Consider the following 21,766-nt stretch of genomic DNA (forward strand, 5'->3'; position numbering starts at 1 on the left):
AAGCTTGCTCGCAAAGGCGTCAGGTCTGGCGCACCGCGTCATCGTTCTTCGCGGGCAAGCCTTGCTCCTACACAGATCAAACCCAATTCTCTGTAGGAGCAAAGCTTGCTCGCGAAGGCGTCAGGTCTGGCGCACCGCGTCATCGTTCTTCGCGGGCAAGCCTCGCTCCTACACAGATCAAACCCAATTCTCTGTAGGAGCAAAGCTTGCTCGCGAAGGCGTCAGGTCTGGCGCACCGCGTCATCGTTCTTCGCGGGCAAGCCTTGCTCCTACACAGATCAAACCCAATCCTCTATAGGAGCAAAGCTTGCTCGCGAAGGCGTCAGGTCTGGCGCACCGCGTTATCGTTCATCGCAGCATCACTTCATTCTGCTTGCGATACGCCCCGGCTGCACGCCAACCGCTTTCGCGAGCAAGCCCGCTCCCACATTCGATCAGGTTGAGCCGGACATTTTTTTGACTTGCCACAAAACAACTCTGGGGCCTAGGGTTTCCAGATGTCGACGTCTTTGGCGTCCACCGCGGTGGGCAACAGGCCTGCGGCAAAAAACGCATCGGCGATTTTTTGCTGTTGGCCCAACTGATCGGCTTTCACCGGTTCAACCTGGTAACTGCGATGGGCATTCGCGGCCTCAACGGTTTCCACATCAAGGTTGCCCCACAACGGGCCGAGTGCTTGCGCTGCCTCACGGGGGTTGTGCTTCACCCAGTCGCCGGCCTTGTGCAGTTGCTCGTAAACCAGCTTCAGAACTTCGGGATGAGCCTTGGCGTAGGAGGTGCTGGTCAGGTAGTAGCGTTTGTAACTGGCCAGGCCGGCGCCGTCAGCCAGGGTGCGGGTCGGCAGTTGACGTTGCACGCCGGTGAGGAACGGTTCCCAGGTGACCCAGGCGTCGACCTTGTTGTTCTCGAAGGCCGCTCGGCCATCGGCAGGCGACAGGTACGCCGGTTCGATGTCGGAAAATTTCAACCCGGCCTTGTTCAGGGCCGCGATCAGCAAATAGTGCGAACCCGCCGCTTTGTTACCGCGACTTTCTTGCCTTTCAAATCCGCCAGTTGCTGTAAGGGCGAATCCTTGCGCACGACGATTGCCTGGGCTGAAGGCGAGGGGGCTTCCTCGGCAAAGTAGGTCAGTTTGGCCTGCGCGGCCTGAGCGAAAATCGGCACGGTATCGGCCACGTCAGCGCTGATATCGACATTGCCGACATTCAACGCCTCCAGCAGCGGCAAGCCACTGGAAAACTCATGCCAGGTCACATCGATGTTGTTTGCTGCGAGGGTCTTTGCCAGGGTGCCTTGGGTTTTCAGCAGGGTGATCAGAGTCGATGACTTCTGGTAGCCGATCCGCACCGTTTCCCGGGCCTGGACCGGCACGATGAAGGACAAGGCCAGTGCCACAACCAGGCCGGCAAGGACCGGACGACGGGCAGCGGTTTTGATGGGGTTTGACATGGCGAACTCGACAGTTGGTAAAGAAGGAGGGGCTATCTGTCATGAGCATAGGGTTCTAAGAAATTTTCTTTAAATAATTTTTAGGTCTTAGCTTAAGGGTTTTTAATATTCTATTAAGGAATAAACAAATCGTTATTTATTCCTTTTGTTGGTCGTCGAACAGGTGCATTTTGAAGGCCTGCACCTCAGTGCGGTTTTGCCCCACATCAGACAGGAAGCCTCAACATGACTATCAAAGCGATCAACGTTCGTAACCAGTTCAAAGGCGTCATCAAGGAAATCCTGGAAGGCGAAGTGGTCTCGGAAATCGATGTGCAAACCGCTTCCGGCATCGTTACTTCGGTGATTACCACCCGCTCAGTGCGCGATCTTGAATTGAAAATCGGCAGCGAAGTGATTGCCTTCGTTAAATCCACTGAAGTGTCGATTGCCAAGCTCTGAAATTGAGCGAGCGCGCTCTTTGTAGGTGCTGGCGAAGCCTGCGTTCGGCTCGTGTAGCAGCTGTCGAGCAGCGCGAGGCTGCGTTCGGCTGCGCAGCAGTCGTGAAATCAGGCCGCGCGGTGCGTCAGGAAGACCTCGCGCTCAGGTTTTACGACTGCTGCGCAGCCGAACGCAGCCTCGCGCTGCTCGACAGCTGCTACAGGTGGTGAGTTCAGGAGGAGGTCGCGTATACCTAGCGGGAAATCAACCCACGCTCAATCGCGTAGTTGAGCAGCGCCGCCGGTTTGTCGATGTTCAGTTTGCGGCGGATGCTCAGGCGATGGGTTTCCACCGTGCGCACACTGATGTCGAGTTCGCGGGCCATTTCCTTGTTGTTCAACCCCAGGATCATTTTGCACAGCACCTGACTTTCTCGCGGAGTCAGTTCGTTATCAGTGGGCCGGTCAGCCGCCAGTTTCCGGGCAATTTCGGCGCTATAGAAGGTGCCGCCACTGGCGATCGCCTCGATAGCCGCAATGATTTCCCGTGAAGGGGAATTCTTCAGCACGTAGCCGCTGGCACCCGAGCGCACCGACTCGCTCACGTACTCATTATTGTCGTACATGCTCAGGATCAGGATCTTGATCGAGGGGTGTTCCTGGCGCAGTAGCCGGGTCAGCTCAAGACCGTTCATGTCCTTGAGGCCAATGTCCACCAACAGCAAATCGGGCTGGGTCTGGCGGACCATTTCTACCGCGCTCGCACCGCTGTCGGCTTCACCAACGATGTCTAAAAAATCCACTACCGTCAGCAGGGCGCGAATGCCTTCACGTACCAGTGAATGATCGTCGACCAGGGCGACGCGGATCGGGAAGGGCAGGCTCATCAGGTTATTTCTCTTATTGTGGTGTAACGGTGATCGGCTTCAGTGGGCCGTCACACTCATGGGCAGCAGAACATTCAGTTCGCTTCGGCCCGGCGTTGAATAAAGGTCGAACCGTCCACCAAAATGCTCGACCCGTTCACGGATGTTGCGCAGGCCAATACCGGCGTTCAGGCGTTCGACTCGATTGACGTTAAAGCCGACGCCGTCATCCACGACGATCAAGCGCAATGCCTGCGCCGATCCTTGCAGCGTGATCGACACCGTGCTGGCCTGGGCATGCCGTTCAATATTGGTCAGGCCTTCCTGGGCGATGCGGAACAGGGCCACCGCCGCGCCGTCGACCAGATCACAATCCACCAGATCACTTTCATAATTCACCTGCAAGCCACTGCGCTGCTGGAACTCGGCGGCCAATTGTCCCATGGCAGCGGGCAGGCCCAGGGTATCGAGCAGCGATGAACGCAAGTCATGGGAAATGCTCCGTACCTCGCCGATGGCGCTGCCCAGGCGCTCCGTGGCTTCGCGCAAAATATTCAGGCCATTGTCGCGGCCGGCCTCGATCAGGTGGCTGGCCAGTTCGAACTGAAACTTGATCGAGACCAGCAACTGGCTGATGCCGTCATGCAGTTCGCGCGAGACCCGAGAGCGTTCCTCCTCCTGCAAACTGACGATGCGCTGGTTGAGTCGCTGGAGTTTTTTGTCGGCCAGACGATGCTCACTGACGTTCAATGTCATGCCGCTGATAAACACCAGCAGCACGGCAATCAGCGCGACGGCGGCGATTGCCAGCATGGTGCCGTGGATGCCTTGGGCGACTTCATCGCGGGCTTGTTGAGTGGCTTGCTCGATGTCTTCGAGGTAAATGCCGGTGCCGAGCATCCAGCCCCAACGGTCCAGCATCACCACGTAGGCAAGTTTGTCGGTGACCGCGCCAGTCGAGGGTTTTTCCAGGCGTAACGCTGAAAACCGGCGCCAGACTCTGCGCTTTTCAGCAAGGCTTGAATCACCGGCAAGCCGTGCGGGTCGGTCATGTCCCAGAGGTATTTGCCGACCAGTTCGGACTGCCGCGCGTGCATCAGGCTACGACCCTGGCGGTCATAAACGAAGAAGTAACCGTCGATGCCGAAGCTGAGTTTACGCAGTTCTTCGAGCACCCGCTGCTGTGCCATTTCATCGCCCTTGCCATCGGCGTACAACGGTTCGATCAGGCTCTTGGCCATTTCTACGTAGTTTTTCAGCTCCGCGCGTTTGCTGGCGAGGATGCTGTCCTCGATCAGCTGCGCCTGCTGCTCGCCGAGCTGCCGATTCTGGACAATGACCAGCGCGCAAATCACCGCAATCGCCAGGATCAGCGGCAGAATGCCGAGGGCAACAATTTTGTGTTTGAGCTGCATATCTACTCCTGTCCAGACCGGGCGACGGTGCGGCAGGGTCGTTGGCGGGTGTCGTGGTGGGGGCATGATAGGCCAAAACGACCTGCACTTCGCCAGCGTAAAGAGCCGTCGGACTAATGGATAAAACCGATCTGCGTAGTACTACGTAGATGGGGCTTACGTAGTACTGCGGATTTCACTGATGGCGACATGCGCGGATATTAGGCAGGCTCGCATAACGGGCACCATTATAAAAATTATCGCCGCGGCCTATCGGACTGCCGGCAGGAGACACGCAATGCCCCGTCTGGTTAAACACCTCGCCTGGTTTGTCGTGGCTGTCATTGGAGCGTTTGCGCTGAGTGTCGTGGCCTTGCGCCGCGGCGAAGCGATCAATGCCCTCTGGATTGTCGTCGCCGCCATCGCTATCTACCTTGTTGCCTACCGCTACTACAGCCTGTTCATCGCCAACAGGGTGATGGAACTCGATCCCAACCGAGCGACTCCCGCCGTACTTAACAACGATGGCCTGGACTACGTCCCGACCAACAAACACATCCTCTTCGGTCACCACTTTGCCGCCATCGCGGGGGCCGGGCCTTTGGTCGGTCCGGTGTTGGCAGCGCAGATGGGCTACCTGCCTGGCACACTCTGGCTGATTGCCGGGGTGGTGTTCGCCGGTGCAGTTCAGGACTTCATGGTCCTGTTCATGTCTACCCGCCGCAACGGTCGCTCCCTGGGCGACATGGTCCGGGAAGAAATGGGCCGCATCCCCGGCACCATCGCGCTGTTCGGTTGCTTCCTGATCATGATCATCATCCTCGCGGTGCTGGCGCTGATCGTGGTCAAGGCCCTGGCCGATAGCCCGTGGGGCATGTTCACGGTGATGGCGACCATCCCGATCGCGATGTTCATGGGCGTGTACATGCGCTACATCCGCCCGGGCCGCATTGGTGAAATCTCGGTGATCGGCGTGGCGTTGCTGCTCGGTTCGATCTTCGTGGGCGGGCAGATTGCGGCTGATCCAGTCTGGGCCAAGGTCTTCAGCTTTACCGGGATCCAGATCACCTGGATGCTGATCGGCTACGGTTTTGTTGCCGCCGTGTTGCCGGTGTGGCTGATCCTGGCGCCGCGTGACTACCTGTCGACGTTCCTCAAGATCGGCACCATCCTGGCGTTGGCGGTTGGGATCCTGATCACCATGCCCGAGCTGAAAATGCCGGCGCTGACCCAATTTATCGACGGCACCGGGCCGGTGTGGAAGGGCGGGCTGTTCCCGTTCCTGTTCATCACCATCGCTTGTGGCGCGGTTTCGGGTTTCCACGCGCTGATCGCTTCCGGCACCACGCCGAAACTGCTCGCCAGTGAAGGCCATGCCCGTTACATCGGTTACGGCGGCATGCTGATGGAATCCTTCGTGGCGATCATGGCCATGGTCGCGGCCTCGGTGATTGAACCGGGCGTGTACTTCGCCATGAACAGTCCGGCCGCCGTGGTCGGTAGTGACGTGGTGACAGTTGCGCAAACCGTCAGCAGTTGGGGCTTTGCGATTACCCCGGAAGCCCTGCAATTGGTGGCCAAGGACATCGGTGAAACCACCGTGCTGGCTCGCGCCGGCGGTGCACCAACGTTGGCGGTCGGCATCGCGCAGATCCTGCACAGTGTGTTGCCGGGTGAAAACACCATGGCGTTCTGGTACCACTTCGCGATCCTGTTTGAAGCGCTGTTCATCCTCACCGCGGTTGACGCCGGCACCCGTGCCGGACGCTTCATGCTCCAGGACTTGCTCGGATCGTTCGTCCCGGCGCTCAAGCGCACGGAATCCTGGACCGCCAACCTGATCGCCACCGCCGGTTGTGTGGCGATGTGGGGTTACTTGCTGTACCAAGGCGTGATCGATCCGCTCGGTGGCATCAACACCTTGTGGCCGTTGTTCGGTATCTCCAACCAGATGCTCGCCGGTATCGCGCTGATGCTCGCCACCGTCGTGCTGATCAAAATGAAACGCCAACGCTACATCTGGGTGACCTTGTTGCCGGCCGCGTGGTTGCTGATTTGCACCACCACCGCAGGCTTCATCAAGTTGTTCGACGCGAACCCGGCGATCGGCTTCCTGTCCCTGGCCAGGAAATACAGCGATGCCCTGGCCAACGGTCAGATTCTCGCGCCGGCCAAAAGCATCGACCAGATGCAACACGTGATCTGGAACGCCTACACCAACGCAACGCTGACCGCGCTGTTCCTGTTCGTGGTGTTCAGCATCCTGTTCTATGCGCTCAAGGTCGGGATTTCCGCCTGGGGCAGCAAGGAACGTACGGATAAAGAGTCGCCGTTCCAGGCTGTGCCAGACGCGTGATCGAGGATTGCCAACATGTTCAATGACCTGAGTCGCCTCGGTAAATACCTCGGTCAGGCCGCGCGCCTGATGGTCGGCATGCCCGACTACGACAATTACGTCGAGCATATGCAAACCAAACACCCGGACAAGCCGCTGATGAGCTACGAGATGTTCTTCCGGGAACGTCAGGAAGCGCGGTACGGCAGTAAGGCTGGGCCGAAGTGTTGTTAAACCTGTAGGAGCCAGGCTTGCCAGCGAAGGCGATCTTAAGGACGCCATCGCCGGCAAGCCTGGCTCCTACGGTTTTGGTTTGTGTTGTTAGTGCCCCTGATTGCTTTTGATCAACTCGTAAGCCCGGCGCACCAGCGGATTCACGGTATTCGGCCGAATCCACAAGTGATACGTCACGTCCGGCAACCGCGGTAACCCATCGTTTTCCCCCAGCACCCGCATGTCCGACCCGAGCATTTCCATGCTTCTCGGGGTCACGCCCAGCCCTGCGCGGGTCGCAGCCTTGATGCCAATCAGGTTCGACGCCAGGTACGCCTGGCGCCAGGGAATGTTCGCGCGTTCCAGGGCTTCCAGTGCATAGCGCCGATAGATGCTTGGCTCATCCACGAGAATCAGCGGCAACGGTTCACTGGGGTTGTGAATGTACTGCGCCGAGCAAATCCACCACACCGGCGAGGTGCGCAGGGCGAAGCCTTCGAGGGACGGGTCCGCGCGAGTGGAAATCACCATGTCGACCTTGCCCCGGTGCAGGTCCTCCATCAGGAACGGACTGCGCCCGACGTCGATCTCCAGGCGCAAACGCGGTGCCGAGCGGGCGATGTGGCTGAGCATCGGTGGCAGGATGGTGTCGGCAATGTCATGGGGCGAGCCGATGCGCAGCACACCACTCAAGCTGCTTTCACGCAGGGAATTCAGCGCGTCATCGTTGAGCGCCAGCATCTGCCGGGCATGCCGTAGCAACTGCTGGCCGGCTTCCGTGAGCTGCTTTTGCCGGCCGCGCTTTTCGAACAGACTCACGCCGACCTGTTGTTCCAGCCGCTGCATGTGCTGGGTGACCGATGATTGCGTGCGGTCCAGTTGTGCGCCGGCTTCGGCAAAACTGTGGTGGTCGACCACGGCAATGAAGGTACGCAGTAATTCAAGATCGAGGGTAGGCAGGGTCGACATGGAGGCTGCTTTTATATCAAGGGCACGAACATAAACATTACATATTTTTATGTATTCGGAGAAATGGATTTTCTTGAGTGGCGTCAAGCGCCAGAAAACACGGCGATATAAGCATTTTTCTAAAACGTAAAACCTTCCGAGTTATAACGATATTAGATATTTGCATTTCCGTTGCTTGAGCACTGTACCTAGGATGCCACTCATCAGGTCGGGGTACGCCGATCATCCATGAGGGGAAATTCATGTTGCTCGAGCGCTCACCCGTTAAACGATTGTTGCCTGTGATGCTGGGCGCGTTGATTTCCTTGTCGGGCATCAGCGCCGCGCAGGCCGATGCCACTCTGGACAAGATCCAGCAACGCCACGTGTTAGTGGTCGGCGTGCTGCTGTCTGGCGGGCCCTTTGGTGCGATTGATCCCTCCAGCCAGAAGCCTCGCGGCTTGAACGTCGACCTCGCTGACGAGCTGGGACGGCAACTCGGCGCCGAGGTGCAACTGGTGCCGGTATTACCGGCCAACCGCGTGCAGTTTTTGCAGCAGGGCAAAGTCGATTTGCTGATCGCCAACATGGAATGGACCACTGAACGCGGTGAGATCCTTGGCTTTGTGCCGACCCCGTTCTACCGCGTCGGCGGCACCGCCGCCGTGCTCAAGGACAGCAAAATCACCCGTTGGGAAGACCTGAAGAACCAGCCGGTTTGCACTTCCCAGGGCAGTAGCTACGTCAAGCCGCTGACCGAATTGGGCGCCGAGATCAAAGCGTTCAAGAGCTCGTCCGAATCTTTACTGGCCCTGCGCGGCAACAACTGCGTTGCGGCCGTGCACGACGCCACGCTGATCGACCCGTTGCTCGCCGACACCGCCGAATGGCAGGGCTATCGCGCAATCTCGCCGGAACTCAACCCGGCGCCTTCGGTGATCTGGACCCGCCGTGGCGAAAGTGACACCCAGGCCAGACTCGATCCGATCATCAAGGAGCTGCACCGCAGCGGCTGGCTGATCGAGGCCCAGACTCGCAACCACATCACCCCGGCATCCCCGGCGTTGGTCGAGTTGCAGAAACAGTTCCAGGCCAACGGCGCCTGAGGCCGGTTCATCGTTTTCAACCGACCAACGCTCAAGGTAGCTGTGCATGAAGCCTCTTTTTTCGCTAAAACCCTGAACACCCTGTGCCTCGCCGGCTGTGCCGCACTGGCCGCCAGCCTGGCCCAGGCCGACGCCACGCTGGACAAAATCGAGCAACGCCACGCCATCAGCGTCGGGGTGATTCTCAGCGGTCCGCCGTTCGGCACCCTCGACCCGAAGACCGGCGAACACCTGGGCTACAACGTTGAGTTGGCCAAGGGCATAGGCAAGGCGCTGGGCGTCGAAACCAAGACCGTTTCGGTGCTCGCGCCGAATCGCGTGCAGTTCCTGCAACAGGGCAAGGTCGACATCCTGGTCGCCAACATGCAGTTCACCGAAGAGCGTGCCGAGATCCTCGACTACGTGCCCACGCCTTATGAGGAAGTCGGCGGCGCTGCGTTGATTCGCAAAGGCGCGGGCATCACCCTGTGGGCCGATCTGAAGGGCAAACCGGTGTGCGTGTCCCAGGGCAGCAACTTCATCAAGCCGTTGCAGGAAACCTACGGCGCCGAGATCAAGGCCTTCCGCAGTCAATCGGAATCGCTGTTGTCACTGCGCGGCAATGGTTGCGTGGCCGCGGTGCATGTCAGCCCGACCATGCAGGCGTTGTTGAGCGAGGCGGAGTGGGCCGGTTATGAGATCCCGCTACCGGGAGATTTGATCCCGTCGAACTCGGTGATCTGGATTCGCAAGGGCGAGCACGATACCCAAGCCAAACTGGATGCCATCGTCCGCGACTGGCACCGCAGCGGCTGGTTGATCGCGTTGGGCGAGCGCACCGGTATGGCGCCGTCCCAGGCTCTGCGCGACCTGCATGAACAGTACCGCAATGCCGCGCCGCTGGCGGTTCAGCCATGAGCCAAGGGTTGTTCGAGATCTTGCAGCAACTGCTCGGTGCCAGTCATGTGCAAAGTAATGAAGAGGCCGCGCCGTACCTGACCGACAAGCAGGGGCGTTATGTGGGGCAAGTGATTGCCGCCGTGCACCCGGCCAACACCGAGGAAGTGGCGGCGGTGGTCCGCGCTTGCGTGGCCAATGACACACCCGTGGTGGTGCAGGGCGGCAACACCGGCTTGATGGGCGGCGCGACTCCGGACGGCAGCGGCCGCACCGTACTGTTGCTACTCGATCGGCTGAACCGCGTGCGCGCCGTGGACACCGACAATGACACCCTGACCGTCGAGGCCGGTTGCATTCTGCAAACCGTGCAGGATGTGGCGCGTGACGCCGGGCGCCTGTTCCCGCTGAGTCTGGGCGCCGAAGGCAGTTGCACCCTCGGCGGCAACCTGGGGACCAATGCGGGCGGCACGGCGGTGCTGCGTTATGGCAATACCCGCGAGCTGACTCTGGGGCTGGAAGTGGTCACTGCTCAAGGTGAAATCTGGAATGGCCTGCGCGGTTTGCGCAAGGACAACACCGGTTACGACCTGCGCGACCTGTTTATTGGCAACGAAGGCACCCTTGGCATTATCACCGCCGCGACCCTCAAACTCTTCCCGCTGCCCAAGGCCCAGTCCACGGCGCTGTTGGCCTTCGACTCTTTAGCTCAGGCCGTGAAATTCCTGTCCCATGCTCGCGCCGGTTTCGGTGCCAGCCTAACCGCATTCGAATTGCTCAGCGCCGATTGCCTGGCGTTGCTGCGTGAGCAGTTTCCACAAGGACCGCAGCCGTTTCTCGGCGCTGTCGAGCCGTGGTTTGCGCTGCTGGAACTCTCCGACAACCACAGCGAAAACCACGCCCGCGAAGCCTTTGAATCGGTGTTGGGCGAAGCCTTTGAGCAAAGTCTGCTGGCCAATGCGCTGATCGCCGAAAGCCTGGCCCAGAGCGAAGGCCTGTGGTTGCTGCGGGAAAACATGAGCGAGGCGCAGAAGCGTGCCGGTCGCAACATGAAGCATGACATCTCGGTGCCAATTTCCCAGGTCGTGGGGTTTGTTGCGCACACCGATGCGCTGCTGCAAAAACACTTTCCGGGCGTCCGGCATTTCACTTTCGGCCATTTGGGCGACGGCAACCTGCATTACAACGTCGCTCATCCATTGGGTTCAACGGTCGAGGCGCACATGGCCAATTACGCCGCTCTCAGCCTGTTAGTCCATGACAGCGCCCACGCCCACGGCGGTTCCATCAGCGCCGAACACGGGATTGGCCAGCGCAAAGTGGGGCTGCTGGAGCGCTACAAAAGCCCGGTGGAGCTCGACCTGATGCGGCGGATCAAGCACGCCCTGGACCCGAAAAACCTGCTCAATCCGGGCAAGGTGGTGGCGGTGTCAAAACCATGACTCTTCGTCTGTCCAAACGCATGCAGCGCGTGTCGCTGTCGGCCAATGCGGCGGCCAAATCCCAGGCCACGGCGTTGCGAGATGCCGGTCGCGACATCCTTGACCTGACCACCGGCGAGCCGGATTTCGACACCCCGGAGCACATCAAGCAAGCCGCCTATGCCGCCATCGCGGCCGGCGCCACCAAGTACACGCCAACGCCCGGCGTCAAAGCCTTGCGGGTCGCCGTGCAGTGCAAACTCCAGCGCGAGAATCGACTGGATTACCCGTTGGAATCCATCGTGATTGCCAACGGCGCCAAACAGATCATCTTCAACGCCTTCGCCGCGACCCTGGATGACGGCGATGAAGTGCTGCTGCCAACGCCGTACTGGCCGACATTTGCGGACAGCGTGCGCTTCAATGGCGGCGAACCGGTATTCATCGAATGCGGGTTGGCCCAGGGCTGCAAGCTGACGCCACAGCAACTGGAACAACACATTGGCGAGCGCACGCGCTGGCTGATCCTCAACGGCCCCGGCAATCCGAGCGGTGCGGTGTACAGCGCCGTCGAGTCGCAGGCCTTGGCCGAGGTGCTGCGTCGGCATCCGCAGGTGTTGATCCTGCTGGATGAGCTTTACGAACATATCCGCTTTGACGGCCAACCGGCCCAGAGCCTGCTTAACGTCGCCCCGGATTTGCAACCGCGCTGCCTACTGGTGGGCGGTGTGTCCAAGACCTACGCCATGACCGGTTGGCGCATCGGTTTTGGTGCAGGGCCGCAGGCGTTGACCAGTGCCATGGCGGTCGTGCAGTCGCAATCGACCTCCGGCGCTTCTTCGGTTGGGCAAGCCGCTGCGTTGGCAGCCTTCGACGGTGGGCTGGATTTCTTGCCGGAGCAAGTCGCCGCCTATCACCTGCGTCGGGACCTGTTGGTGACGGCGTTAAAAGTCGTGAACGGTCTGGAAGTGCTTGAGCCTCAGGGCGGCTTTTTCGTGTTCGTCCGCTGCGAAGGGTTGTTGGGGCGTTATCGACCGGACGGTGTGCGCCTTAACAATGACGCCGATGTTGTCGCGTATTTGCTGGATGAGGGCGTCGCCGGCGTGGCGGGTAGCGCTTATGGCTTGTCGCCGTGGTTTCGCCTGTCCATCGCTACCGCGACCGACAACGTTGTCGAGGCCGGACGCCGCATTGCCTACGCCTGCGGGCAATTGCGGGGCGAAGCATGAGTCATCTGTTGGAGCTTTTCGTCCACTGGACCGCCGGTTTTGGCTTGAACTACGCCTTCCTGCTGGACGCCTATCAGCGCGGCACGCTGGAGCAGGGCGCCCTGACCACGGCGTTGCTGTGCCTGTTCACCATCGTCGGCAGTCTGTTGGCCGGTGTCGGGTTGGCGGCAATGTTGACCTCGGGCAAACCCTGGCTGGCGACTCCGGCGCGGGTATTCATCGAAGTGACCCGCAACACGCCGACGCTGGTACAACTCTATTGCGCGTTCCTGGTGTTGAACATGCTGCTGACTCAGGCTGTTGGCACGGCCAACCCGCTGACGCCGTTCGCCTGGGTGGTCATTGTGATTTCGCTGCACAAGGGCGCGTTCCATGCCGAAGCCTTGCGCGCCGGTATCGAAGCGGTGCCGGCGGTGACCCTTGAAGCGGCCAGTTCCCTGGCGTTCAGCAGCCGTCAATTGCTGTGGAACGTACAACTGCCACTGGCCCTGCGCTTTGCCTTGCCGTCGCTGATCAACAACCTGATCGACCTGGTGAAAATGACCGCCGTGGCCTCGGCGATTGCCGTGGGGGACATCACCTACGCGGCGATCATGATCTGGACCCAGAGCGATAACGTGCTGGAACTGATGATCCTGATCCTGAGCTTTTTCGGCTTGCTGAGTTTTATCGTCAACTGTGTGGGGCGCCTGCTCGAAGCGCGCCTGAGGATGCCCGGCTATGGCCATTGAATCGTCCGTCAGCGCACCGCTGGCCTGGCCGCGCCGGCATGTCGGCAAGTTGTTGCTGTTGGCTTGCGCGATGTTCTGGCTGCTGTACTTCGCCCCGCAAAGCCCGGTGTTCAAGGCCTTGCTGCAATGGTCGCCGGCGCTGGCCGTGGGTTTTGGCCAGAACATTCTAATCAGCCTGGTGGCGATCAGCCTGGGCTCGCTGCTGGGATTGCTGGTGGGCGCATTGGCCGTGTCGCCGCTACGGCTGTTACGACTGCCGGCGCAGATCTGGGTGCAGATTTTCCGCAATGCACCGTGGCTGGTGCTGATCTATTTCACCACCTACGTGTTCCCGTTCGAGATCAAGATCGGCAGCACCTATGTCTCGTTTCCGGACTGGGTCAAGGTCACCATTGGTTTGGCCTTGCCGGCGAGCGCCAACGTCGCGGAAATCTTCCGTGGTGCCATCGCCTCGATCCCCGGCACCCAGTGGGAAGCCGCGCGTTCACTGGCGTTCACCCGTGGGCAGATTTTCCGTTCGATCATCCTGCCGCAGTGCTTCAAGCGGATGTTGCCGCCGTGGATGAACCTTTACGCGGTCATCACCATGGGCACCGCGCTGGCCTCCCTGGTCGGTGTGCACGACGTGATCGACACCGCGCAGATCGCCAGCAACACCGTGAACCTGACCGGTTTCACCGTGGTGATTTACCTGAGCCTGCTCGTGTTGTTCTTTGCCTATTGCTACCCGATTTCCCGACTGACCCAGCGCCTGGAGCGACGTTATGCCTTCTATTGAAACCGTCGCCGAGCCTCTGGTCAGCCTGCGCGATTTGCACTTGTCGTTCGGCGCCAGCCCGGTGCTCAAGGGTATCGACCTCGACGTCCATCGCGGCCAGGCCGTGTCGATCATCGGCCCGTCCGGCTCCGGCAAGTCGACCATCCTGCGTTGCATCACCGGCCTGTTGCAGCCCCAGCGCGGCAGTATCCGTGTCGGCGCCACCGAGGTGCACACCCTGGCCAAGGAAGCCCAGCGCATCGAGTTGCGCAAGCGCGTGGGGTTTGTGTTCCAGCAGTACAACCTGTTCCCGCATTTGTCGGTGCTGGAAAACCTGGTGATTGCGCCGCGCAAGGTCTTGGGCCGTAGCCGGATCGACGCCGAGAAAGAAGCCCGGGCCTTGCTCGCCAAAGTGCGCATGGAACACAAGGCCGATGCCTATCCGGGGCAGTTGTCCGGTGGCCAGCAGCAGCGAGTAGCCATTGCCCGCGCCTTGGCCATGCGTCCGGAACTGATTCTGTTCGATGAAGTGACCTCGGCCCTCGATCCGGAAACCGTCGGTGAGGTGCTGACGGTGATTCGCGAGCTGACCGAAGAGGGCATGACCTGCGTGCTGGTGACCCACGAAATGCGCTTCGCCGAAGAAATCAGCGACATCGTCTACTTCACCGAAAACGGCGTGATCGTCGAACACGGCAGCGCCACGCAAATCTTCCAGCACCCGGGCAGCGAACGAACCCAGGAGTTTTTGCGCCATGCGCTGGGTGACCCGGGCCGTCGCCCGGCGACTGCCAATGATCCGTATCTGTTGACCAACCTGAGCCGCTATAGCCTGTCCGTGTAACCCCGAGGAGCTAATTCATGAGTACCGATAACCGTGCCGTCGTCATCGAGGATTTCCTCAAGAAAATCCGTGTGATCAATCAACGGGGCGTCGACCGCGCCGCACTGGTTGAAATCGTTGCCTTGCTCGAAGACCTGGCCGAGCGCCGGGATCTGTTCAACTTCGACGCGTTCCCTGCGCCCGTGCCGGGGCAGGGCAGCACCGCGTTCCGCTACCGCCTCAATGACGATGGCGACACGCCGACGCTGTACCTGAACTCGCTGCTGCCGGGCAAAAGTACGCTGGCGCACAACCACGAAACCTGGGCGATCATCAGTGCCGTCGAAGGCCAGGAAATCAACTTCGTCTACGGTCGAAGTGATGAAGGTCGCGAGCCTGGGTTCACCACCTTGCACCTGGAAAAAGAAGTCATCGTGCAGCCCGGCACGTCGATCTCGTTCTTGGGCGAAGACCTGCATGGCATCCGTGTCGAAGGCGAGCACGCGACCCTGCATTTCCACCTCTATGGCTTGCCGCTGGAGTCCCTCAACGGCCGCTACGGCGTTGACGCCGACGGGCGGATCCTCAATTACAACGCTTCGCAAATGGCGCCGTCGATCAAGGCCTACACATGATCGATCTGTATTACTGGCCGACCGGCAATGGCCTGAAGATCGGCATCCTGCTTGAAGAACTCGGGCATGCGTACCGTGTGCTGCCGATCAACATCCGTGAAGGCGAGCAGAAGCAGGCGGCGTTTCAGCGCATCAGCGTCAATGGGCGGATCCCGGCGATTGTCGATCATGCGCCGCAAGGGTTGGAGGCGCCGCTGAACCTGTTCGAGTCTGGCGCCATCCTCAATTACCTGGCCGATAAGGCCGGGCGGTTTCTGCCGCCGCCCGGTACCGCCGAACGGCAAAGGGTTCAGGAATGGCTGTTCTGGCAAGTCGGGCATGTCACGCCCTACCTGAGCCAGTTGCAGTTGTTCAAGGAGAAGGCGCCCGAGCCGATCCCGTTCGCCCTCGACCTGTTGAATGCCGAGGCGACGCGCCTGTATCGGGTGCTGGAAACGCGGTTGTCCGAGGTGCCGTATGTGGCGGGCGATTATTCCATCGCCGACATGGCGATTTTCCCGTGGATTCAGCCGCTGCGTCAGGGGCAGGACTTGGCGGATTTTCCGCAGGTCCACACCTGGCGCGAACGACTCAAGGCCCGGCCGGCCATTCAACGCGCCTATGCCAAGGGCCGGGAAATCGCCGCCAATGAGCGCTCCCTCGCGCTTCAATAACTCTATTTTTCCAGCGGGACTCCCATGAGCCAGACCGTAACTCCAGGGCAATTGCAGCAGTGGCTGTTCGACGGGCAGGAAATTGCCCTGTTTGACGTGCGTGAGCATGGCCAATATGGCGAAGCCCATCTGTTTTTCGGGGTGAACCTGCCCTACAGCCGCCTGGAGTTGGAGGTCCGGCGTCTGGCGCCGAATCCACACGTGCGGCTGGTGATCTACGACCAGGACGGCGGCGACGTTGCGGCGCGTGCCGCCCAGCGTTTGCAGGCATTGGGTTATGGCCGGGTGCATGTTCTTGATGGCGGTGCCGATGGCTGGCAGGCCGCCGGTTTCCAGTTATTTGCCGGTGTTCATGTGCCGTCCAAGGCGTTTGGCGAGTTGGTGGAGGAGGCCAGTCATACGCCGCATGTCACCGCCACGGAGTTAGCCGAATGGCAGGCCCGGGGCGAACCGTTGGTGGTGCTCGACGGTCGGCCGTTCGATGAGTACCGCAAGATGACCATTCCCGGTTCGGTCTGCTGCCCGAACGGCGAACTGGGCTATCGCGTGCACGATCTGGTGCCGGACGACAGCACGCCGATTGTGGTCAATTGCGCGGGTCGAACCCGAAGCATTATTGGCGCGCAGACGCTGATCAACCTTGGCCTGAAGAATCCGATCTATGCGCTGGAGAACGGGACACAGGGTTGGTATCTGGAAGATTTTCAGCTGGAACACGGCAGCACACGACGCTATACCGATGAGGTGTCATCTGATGCCTTGCCGGCTCAGCGGTTGGCCGCCGCGCAACTGGCGCAAAAGGCTGGAGTGAAAACCGTGGCGGCGATACAGGTCGAGCAGTGGTCACGGGATGCCAGTCGTAGCCTGTTTCTGTGTGATGTGCGTACCGCCGAGGAGTTTGCCGCCGGCAGTCTGCCGGGGGCACAACACACTCCGGGCGGGCAGTTGATTCAATCAACTGATTTGTATGTCGGCGTGCGCCAGGCACGGTTGGTGTTGATCGACAGCGATGGCGTGCGGGCACCGATTGTGGCCAGTTGGCTGCGGCAGTTGGGGCATGAGGCTTTTGTGCTTGAGGGCGGCGCGAGCAGTGCTTTGGCATTGCCAGTACTTGAAGTCGCCGCACCTGACGTATTGCCATTGATCAGCGCCCAGGCATTGGCCGATGCGCTGAAGGACGCCGCCGTCGCACTGATTGATCTGCGCCCGAGCATGAGCTATCGCAAAGGTCATATCGGCGCGGCGCGCTGGTCGATCCGTTCGTTGCTCGCAGCCGAGGTCGCCGGTGAATCGCGGCCATTGGTGGTGCTGGCCGACGATCCGCAACTGGCGGCTTTCGCGGCACTGGAGTTACCTGGACACCAACGCCAGCAAACCCGGCTGCTGGACGGTGGCCTCGGCGCTTGGCGGGCGGCGGGTTTCGCGGTGGAGGAAACGCTCAATTCACCGCTCGATGAACAGTGCATCGATTTTCTGTTCTTCACCCACGACCGCCACTCCGGCAACAAGGACGCGGCGCGTCAGTACCTGGCCTGGGAGATTGGTTTGCTGGCGCAAATGAGCGAAAACGAAATCGCCAGCCTCAAGCCTTTGCGAGCGCAAGCGTCGCGGGTCCGCACTCGGCTGATCCATTGCGCGCGAACCGAAAAGGGCAATGGCGGTCGTGCCGTCAACGTCCCCGTCACACGGTTAAGCACGGTGCTGTTCGACAACCTTGCGCAAATGCGTGACGCCCGCTCCCGTCGTGACTATGAGCGAGTGCTGAGCTATGGCGCTCGCGGCAACCCGACGGCATTCGCCCTGGAAGATCTGGTCACCGAGCTTGAGGGCGGTTATCGCACCCGCTTGTTCGGCACCGGCCTGGCAGCGGTCGCCCAGACGTTCCTGGCCTACCTGCGACCCGGCGATCATGTGCTGATCACCGACGCGGTCTACTCGCCGGTAAGGCGCCTGGCCCGGAGTTTCTACAGCCGTTCGGCATTCAGGTCAGCTACTTCGCGCCTGACGGCCGCGACCTGCATACGCAGCTGCAAGCCAACACCAAAATGGTCTACACCGAAGTGCCTGGTTCGTTGCTCTATGAACTCTGCGACCTGCCGGCCATCGCCGCCCTGTGCAAGCCGCGCGGCATCTTGCTGGCCGTGGACAACACCTGGGGCTCGGGTTACCTGTACCGGCCGCTGAGCCTGGGTGCGGACATCTCGATCGTGGCGTTGACCAAATATGTGAGCGGTCACAGCGACGTGGTCATGGGCAGTGTCTGCACCCGGCAAGACGCCTGGCAACCACTGGCGACCATGAGCGACGCCTTCGGCAGTGCTGTCAGCCCCGACGACGCCTACCTGGTGCTGCGCGGCGCCCGAACCCTGGCGTCACGCCTGGAGGTACACGAACGCCAGGCCCTGGAAGTCGCACACTGGTTGCAGGCTCATCCGCAGGTGAAACGGGTGTTCCACCCGGCGTTGCCCGAGCACCCCGGCCATGACGTGTGGCAGCGCGACTTCAAGGGTAGCAATGGTTTGCTCTCGTTCGAGCTGCACGACGCCGCCGCGAGCCACGTCGAACGCTTCATCGACGCGCTTCAGCTGTTCGGTGCTTCCTGGGGCGGCTATGAAAGCCTGATCACCGTCGCTGAACTCAAGGGACGTGACGGCGCACAGGATCGCGCACTGAATCCGGTGCTGCGCTTGCACATCGGGCTGGAAGATGTCGAGGCGTTAATCGAGGACCTGGAGCGAGGATTCGCTGCGACAACGTGAACCTGAGGTCCAGCCCAGCCTCCCTGGCAGCGAATCAGTGACGGGCGTCAGTTATCGATGCTTGTCGCTTTTGGCCGGATCCGCGTTGCGCCGCTCCGGGCCAGCGGGGTTGCCGGTGTTCACCAGCCTTCTCTCGACCAGCACATTCTGCAGCGCCTGGCGGGCCACCGGGTCCAACTGATGTTCACGTTCCTTGAGTTCAAGCAGGATGGGACTGGACCAGGTGCGATAGGTTTTTTCGGCGGTTCGAACGGGTGTCATCTATCTCTCCTTGATAAGGCGCTCGTGATAAAGCAGCGGCTGTTCGATGAGGTAGAAACGTTAGTTGAGGAACCGGGTTGTTGCCAGTCGACTATCTGCCCCTGGCATAGTGATGGAGACCTTATTGTTGATCCTTTGACCGGCGTCATGTACACGCTCACGGAAGAGGCCACGGCTACTGTGCAGGAAAAAACTGACGCGCAGGAATCGGTGGCAGCCCTTCAAAATCTTCAGTCATCAGGGATCTGTACAAAGTAGAGGCAGCGCTTGCCGCACGCCTCATTAATACGAGTAACGAGGCGTGCGGGAAGTGGTTGTCAGATCAGACGCAAGCCTGGCCGACGTGGTTGTCTTGTGCCCCGGCGATGAGGTGCAGCGGGATGTGCGGTGACGCATCCAGGGAGGGAACCTCGAAATTGCCCACTATGTGCAAGTGTCGCTCAGTCAGCGCGGTCGACTCTGCTTCCTTTGCTTTAGCCATTCTCGCGTGGTTCATTGCGATTTCGTTGAGAGTTGACACGTTACATCTCCCGGTGACTGACCAAGCGTATCGCTGGAGTCCTTAAGCGTTGATTTGGTGGCAGTCGCGTCAGAATTACGTCGCTCTGGGGCTGCTAACAGCGGGCAATGCAATCCCTGAGCCAGATGGCGTCAGGTATTGGGCACCATGCTTTCATGGGCGACGAATGGTGCCGGGGCAAGGTGCACCGACCGTCAGACAGCCTGAATTATCGATACCGGCCCGACTCCATAGCGTGAGGAGCAATTGTTCCTTGATGGCGGTGAACTCCGCCCAGAGGCAAGGTAATGACATCATTCGAAGACTTCCGCATCAAATCGCAAGCGCTTTTGATCGAGTTGGATGCCGCGACCATGGGAATGATGACGCTGGTGACATCTAAATGCGTTTCCGGGCCGCAGTGGGACGCTGCGACCAAAAGACAACACGATGCCTATGAACGCTGGAATGCTTTCCTCAATATTCCTGGTTAGCGCCGGCAACGCGGACTGTTTGCGATTCGGGCGTAAAATGGCAATGCACTTCATCAAGAGGAGCAGCATATGGACGCCGACCAAGTGAATAAGCAAGCGACGGAGCAACGAGTTTGGGATCGATACTTCTGCGCCGCATTGATTGCCGAAAGCAATCTGACGGCACCGGTGGTAGGAGAAGCCACTCACCAAGACCGGCAGAACCTGTTGGTTGAGCGGGCCAAGGCGCTCGCCGACAAAATGATGGCAAACCGAAAATAAACAGAGCCCAGCCATCGCGCTGGGCTTTCCACATCTGGCGGGTACCGGTGATCGGATGTTTTGAATCATTCACCTTGTCCGCGCTCAATGATGCTGAAGCATTTGCTTCTCGGTGACGCAAGCATCAATGGGGTTGAGGCAATGACATCAGTCGACGATTTCAGGATCAAGTCGCATGCGCTACTGGCGGATCTCGATGCTGCAACAACGGAAATGATGAAGCTGATTTCATCCCGCTCGGTGTCAGGACCGGCATGGGAGGAGGCCGTCAAGCGCCAGCACGATGCCTACGTGCGCTGGAATGCCTTTATTAATAGTCGCGATGGGTGTGATCCGCCTGATTCGCAAATTGCATTTACCTGAGCACCTGTTTACATGCGACTTGACTACCCTCCGGTGCTATAGACGAGTCCGTCAAGAACGCCTCACTGCACCGCCGCGATCCGTTCGGGCCCCTGATTGCGCACATTGCCAACGGCCATATCGACCTTGAACCATTCGAAGCCTTCGCAAGGCTCGCCCTGTAGAAGTGCCATCTGCTCCGCACGCTCCCTGGGCGTCGCCGGGTCCAGCCATTCCCGGGCCAGTTGCGCTGAAAGCGTCACGGGTTGGCGGTCGTGGACGTCCACCATACCGCCAGCGTTGTCGGCGGTAATGATCACGAAGCCGTCATGTTCATCCGGTTCATGTTCGTACCTTGGGTACTGACCAATCGCTGCGCAGAGGATTGGTGCGCGATCCTTGCGGCGGATCAGGTAGGGCTGTTTCTTCGGGCCACCCTCGTAGACCCACTCAAACCAATTGTCGATCGCGATGATCGCCCGGTGTGGCCAGATTGTTTTGAAGAATGGGCCATGGGCGACTTTCTCGACCCAGGCGTTGATCGGCGTGGCGTGGTCCTTCGACCAGTGAGGTCGCCATCCCCAGCGCACCCTGTCGGCGTGCAGCACATCGCCTTCCTGGTGGAAGAGGGCGAGTTGAGTCGTCGGCGCGGCGTTGTAGTATTCCAGCGGCAGGTCGCCGACGGTATTGATCAGGGCGTTGGGAATACTCAGTGCAGCTACGAAGTCGTGAATGCCCCGGTACTGGGAAAGTCGTCCGCACATGATCGGATCCTCCACCTGTACATTCAGCGTAGACCAGTGCTTGGGTGGTTATTATGAAGTTGGGCCGGCAAGGGGCTCCCGTGACTGTTGCCGACCCCGAAGCCCGGGCTGTCGCTCTGACTTGACGCGCAGGCGCAGCATGCTCCGCGGGAAGTCCAGGCGAGTAGCCGGGGAGCTGATTTAGTCCGCCCCCAATTTGAGTTTGATGTTGTTTGAAGGCCACCAGGACCACGACGGAGGAGGTGTATAGCAGCCTGGCTGATTGGCGGGTGTCGCATCACAGCGGACGGTGTAGCCCTTGTTGTTGAATTCCCTTGCGCCTTCACCGGTGCCGCGCTCACTGTATGAGGAGCAGCCGCCGAGCAACGCGGCGATTAAAAGAATCGTTGTGTACTTCATAAATGCCTCCATGCGTGGAGCACATAGCTTAACCATTGAACCCCGCCGAACGCGGTTTTTTTTGCCTGGAGAAAAGTGATGACTGCAACCGAGACGGGTATGACTCACCCACATAGGTAACAAATCAGTTCA

Annotated in this window: 21 protein-coding genes and 3 pseudogenes; 16 read left to right on the forward strand and 8 right to left on the reverse strand. The window is 60.0% G+C overall.

Annotated elements, in window-relative coordinates; genetic code table 11:
• Positions 1–484 precede the first annotated feature (484 nt).
• Positions 485–1,449 (reverse strand): annotated as a pseudogene (locus JFV26_RS26125) (aliphatic sulfonate ABC transporter substrate-binding protein).
• 225 nt (positions 1,450–1,674) lie between these two features.
• Here JFV26_RS26125 and JFV26_RS26130 point away from each other — a divergent pair.
• Positions 1,675–1,890: a TOBE domain-containing protein gene (locus JFV26_RS26130; RefSeq protein WP_034150404.1), complete on the forward strand. Its 216-nt coding sequence runs from the start codon at positions 1,675–1,677 to the stop codon at positions 1,888–1,890.
• Positions 1,891–2,122: 232 nt separating this feature from the next.
• Here JFV26_RS26130 and JFV26_RS26135 read toward each other — a convergent pair whose 3' ends face one another.
• Positions 2,123–2,755, reverse strand: coding sequence for a response regulator (locus JFV26_RS26135; RefSeq protein ID WP_201196406.1), 633 nt, complete (start codon positions 2,753–2,755; stop codon positions 2,123–2,125).
• 39 nt (positions 2,756–2,794) lie between these two features.
• Positions 2,795–4,149: pseudogene (locus JFV26_RS26140) on the reverse strand (cache domain-containing protein).
• Between the two features lie 277 nt (positions 4,150–4,426).
• Here JFV26_RS26140 and JFV26_RS26145 point away from each other — a divergent pair.
• Both JFV26_RS26145 and JFV26_RS26150 read left to right on the forward strand, forming a co-directional pair.
• Positions 4,427–6,484 carry a carbon starvation CstA family protein gene (locus tag JFV26_RS26145; protein WP_201196407.1) on the forward strand — a complete coding sequence of 686 codons (2,058 nt, stop codon included), beginning with the start codon at positions 4,427–4,429 and terminating at the stop codon, positions 6,482–6,484.
• A gap of 15 nt (positions 6,485–6,499) precedes the next feature.
• The gene (locus tag JFV26_RS26150; protein ID WP_123407681.1) at positions 6,500–6,697 is read left to right on the forward strand and encodes a YbdD/YjiX family protein; all 198 of its coding nucleotides are present in this window, start codon (positions 6,500–6,502) and stop codon (positions 6,695–6,697) included.
• An 87-nt stretch (positions 6,698–6,784) separates the two neighbouring features.
• On the opposite strand, the gene JFV26_RS26155 is transcribed toward JFV26_RS26150, so the two are convergent.
• Positions 6,785–7,645, reverse strand: coding sequence for a LysR substrate-binding domain-containing protein (locus JFV26_RS26155; protein ID WP_201196408.1), 861 nt, complete (start codon positions 7,643–7,645; stop codon positions 6,785–6,787).
• Between the two features lie 242 nt (positions 7,646–7,887).
• Between JFV26_RS26155 and JFV26_RS26160 the strand changes: the two genes are divergently transcribed.
• From JFV26_RS26160 to metC, 10 genes and pseudogenes are all read left to right on the forward strand, one after another.
• Positions 7,888–8,730 (forward strand): transporter substrate-binding domain-containing protein, encoded by an 843-nt coding sequence (locus JFV26_RS26160; RefSeq protein ID WP_201196410.1) that lies wholly within the window; start codon positions 7,888–7,890, stop codon positions 8,728–8,730.
• A 42-nt stretch (positions 8,731–8,772) separates the two neighbouring features.
• A complete protein-coding gene (locus JFV26_RS26165) occupies positions 8,773–9,627 on the forward strand; it encodes a transporter substrate-binding domain-containing protein (RefSeq protein WP_342215482.1) in 855 nt (284 codons plus the stop codon).
• Complete coding sequence (locus JFV26_RS26170; protein WP_201196411.1) at positions 9,624–11,048, forward strand: FAD-binding oxidoreductase; 1,425 nt, start codon at positions 9,624–9,626, stop codon at positions 11,046–11,048. The genes JFV26_RS26165 and JFV26_RS26170 overlap by 4 nt, the downstream gene beginning before the upstream one ends.
• Entirely contained in the window at positions 11,045–12,256 is a 1,212-nt protein-coding gene (locus tag JFV26_RS26175; protein ID WP_201196413.1) for an aminotransferase class I/II-fold pyridoxal phosphate-dependent enzyme, read from the forward strand. Before JFV26_RS26170 ends, JFV26_RS26175 begins: the two co-directional genes overlap by 4 nt.
• Complete coding sequence (locus tag JFV26_RS26180) at positions 12,253–12,987, forward strand: amino acid ABC transporter permease (protein ID WP_201196415.1); 735 nt, start codon at positions 12,253–12,255, stop codon at positions 12,985–12,987. Before JFV26_RS26175 ends, JFV26_RS26180 begins: the two co-directional genes overlap by 4 nt.
• Positions 12,977–13,765: an amino acid ABC transporter permease gene (locus JFV26_RS26185; RefSeq protein WP_201196417.1), complete on the forward strand. Its 789-nt coding sequence runs from the start codon at positions 12,977–12,979 to the stop codon at positions 13,763–13,765. Before JFV26_RS26180 ends, JFV26_RS26185 begins: the two co-directional genes overlap by 11 nt.
• Positions 13,752–14,588 (forward strand): amino acid ABC transporter ATP-binding protein, encoded by an 837-nt coding sequence (locus JFV26_RS26190; RefSeq protein ID WP_201196419.1) that lies wholly within the window; start codon positions 13,752–13,754, stop codon positions 14,586–14,588. Before JFV26_RS26185 ends, JFV26_RS26190 begins: the two co-directional genes overlap by 14 nt.
• Before the next feature lie 17 nt (positions 14,589–14,605).
• The gene (locus tag JFV26_RS26195; protein WP_201196420.1) at positions 14,606–15,202 is read left to right on the forward strand and encodes a cysteine dioxygenase family protein; all 597 of its coding nucleotides are present in this window, start codon (positions 14,606–14,608) and stop codon (positions 15,200–15,202) included.
• A complete protein-coding gene (locus tag JFV26_RS26200; protein ID WP_201196421.1) occupies positions 15,199–15,855 on the forward strand; it encodes a glutathione binding-like protein in 657 nt (218 codons plus the stop codon). The genes JFV26_RS26195 and JFV26_RS26200 overlap by 4 nt, the downstream gene beginning before the upstream one ends.
• 24 nt (positions 15,856–15,879) lie before the next feature.
• A pseudogene (metC, locus tag JFV26_RS26205) lies at positions 15,880–18,614 on the forward strand (cystathionine beta-lyase).
• A 51-nt stretch (positions 18,615–18,665) separates the two neighbouring features.
• Here the strand turns inward: metC and JFV26_RS26210 are convergent.
• Entirely contained in the window at positions 18,666–18,875 is a 210-nt protein-coding gene (locus JFV26_RS26210) for a hypothetical protein (RefSeq protein WP_201196422.1), read from the reverse strand.
• A gap of 322 nt (positions 18,876–19,197) precedes the next feature.
• On the reverse strand, positions 19,198–19,395 hold the full coding sequence (locus JFV26_RS26215) for a hypothetical protein (protein ID WP_201196424.1): 198 nt from the start codon (positions 19,393–19,395) through the stop codon (positions 19,198–19,200).
• A gap of 287 nt (positions 19,396–19,682) precedes the next feature.
• On the opposite strand from JFV26_RS26215, the gene JFV26_RS26220 reads away from it, so the two are divergent.
• The 3 genes from JFV26_RS26220 (at position 19,683) to JFV26_RS26230 (ending at position 20,492) form a co-directional block, all read left to right on the forward strand.
• A complete protein-coding gene (locus JFV26_RS26220; protein WP_201196425.1) occupies positions 19,683–19,868 on the forward strand; it encodes a hypothetical protein in 186 nt (61 codons plus the stop codon).
• 69 nt (positions 19,869–19,937) lie between these two features.
• Positions 19,938–20,129: a hypothetical protein gene (locus JFV26_RS26225; protein ID WP_201196426.1), complete on the forward strand. Its 192-nt coding sequence runs from the start codon at positions 19,938–19,940 to the stop codon at positions 20,127–20,129.
• A gap of 60 nt (positions 20,130–20,189) precedes the next feature.
• The gene (locus tag JFV26_RS26230) at positions 20,190–20,492 is read left to right on the forward strand and encodes a hypothetical protein (RefSeq protein ID WP_342215483.1); all 303 of its coding nucleotides are present in this window, start codon (positions 20,190–20,192) and stop codon (positions 20,490–20,492) included.
• A gap of 62 nt (positions 20,493–20,554) precedes the next feature.
• Here the strand turns inward: JFV26_RS26230 and JFV26_RS26235 are convergent, their stop codons facing one another.
• Together JFV26_RS26235 and JFV26_RS26240 are read right to left on the reverse strand one after the other, a co-directional pair.
• Positions 20,555–21,235 (reverse strand): SOS response-associated peptidase family protein, encoded by a 681-nt coding sequence (locus JFV26_RS26235; RefSeq protein ID WP_201196427.1) that lies wholly within the window; start codon positions 21,233–21,235, stop codon positions 20,555–20,557.
• A gap of 180 nt (positions 21,236–21,415) precedes the next feature.
• Complete coding sequence (locus JFV26_RS26240) at positions 21,416–21,634, reverse strand: hypothetical protein (RefSeq protein ID WP_201196429.1); 219 nt, start codon at positions 21,632–21,634, stop codon at positions 21,416–21,418.
• Positions 21,635–21,766: the final 132 nt, after the last annotated feature.

The sequence above is a fragment of the Pseudomonas sp. TH31 genome, from assembly GCF_016650815.1.
Classification (GTDB): Bacteria; Pseudomonadota; Gammaproteobacteria; order Pseudomonadales; family Pseudomonadaceae; genus Aquipseudomonas.

Bases quoted from the DNA above. Each gene is read 5' to 3' on its own strand.
- JFV26_RS26130 (WP_034150404.1), top strand. From the start codon at position 1,675: ATGACTATCAAAGCGATCAACGTTCGTAACCAGTTCAAAGGCGTCATC.
- JFV26_RS26135 (WP_201196406.1), bottom strand. From the start codon at position 2,755: ATGAGCCTGCCCTTCCCGATCCGCGTCGCCCTGGTCGACGATCATTCA.
- JFV26_RS26145 (WP_201196407.1), top strand. From the start codon at position 4,427: ATGCCCCGTCTGGTTAAACACCTCGCCTGGTTTGTCGTGGCTGTCATT.
- JFV26_RS26150 (WP_123407681.1), top strand. From the start codon at position 6,500: ATGTTCAATGACCTGAGTCGCCTCGGTAAATACCTCGGTCAGGCCGCG.
- JFV26_RS26155 (WP_201196408.1), bottom strand. From the start codon at position 7,645: ATGTCGACCCTGCCTACCCTCGATCTTGAATTACTGCGTACCTTCATT.
- JFV26_RS26160 (WP_201196410.1), top strand. From the start codon at position 7,888: ATGTTGCTCGAGCGCTCACCCGTTAAACGATTGTTGCCTGTGATGCTG.
- JFV26_RS26170 (WP_201196411.1), top strand. From the start codon at position 9,624: ATGAGCCAAGGGTTGTTCGAGATCTTGCAGCAACTGCTCGGTGCCAGT.
- JFV26_RS26175 (WP_201196413.1), top strand. From the start codon at position 11,045: ATGACTCTTCGTCTGTCCAAACGCATGCAGCGCGTGTCGCTGTCGGCC.
- JFV26_RS26180 (WP_201196415.1), top strand. From the start codon at position 12,253: ATGAGTCATCTGTTGGAGCTTTTCGTCCACTGGACCGCCGGTTTTGGC.
- JFV26_RS26185 (WP_201196417.1), top strand. From the start codon at position 12,977: ATGGCCATTGAATCGTCCGTCAGCGCACCGCTGGCCTGGCCGCGCCGG.
- JFV26_RS26190 (WP_201196419.1), top strand. From the start codon at position 13,752: ATGCCTTCTATTGAAACCGTCGCCGAGCCTCTGGTCAGCCTGCGCGAT.
- JFV26_RS26195 (WP_201196420.1), top strand. From the start codon at position 14,606: ATGAGTACCGATAACCGTGCCGTCGTCATCGAGGATTTCCTCAAGAAA.
- JFV26_RS26200 (WP_201196421.1), top strand. From the start codon at position 15,199: ATGATCGATCTGTATTACTGGCCGACCGGCAATGGCCTGAAGATCGGC.
- JFV26_RS26210 (WP_201196422.1), bottom strand. From the start codon at position 18,875: ATGACACCCGTTCGAACCGCCGAAAAAACCTATCGCACCTGGTCCAGT.
- JFV26_RS26220 (WP_201196425.1), top strand. From the start codon at position 19,683: ATGACATCATTCGAAGACTTCCGCATCAAATCGCAAGCGCTTTTGATC.
- JFV26_RS26225 (WP_201196426.1), top strand. From the start codon at position 19,938: ATGGACGCCGACCAAGTGAATAAGCAAGCGACGGAGCAACGAGTTTGG.
- JFV26_RS26235 (WP_201196427.1), bottom strand. From the start codon at position 21,235: ATGTGCGGACGACTTTCCCAGTACCGGGGCATTCACGACTTCGTAGCT.
- JFV26_RS26240 (WP_201196429.1), bottom strand. From the start codon at position 21,634: ATGAAGTACACAACGATTCTTTTAATCGCCGCGTTGCTCGGCGGCTGC.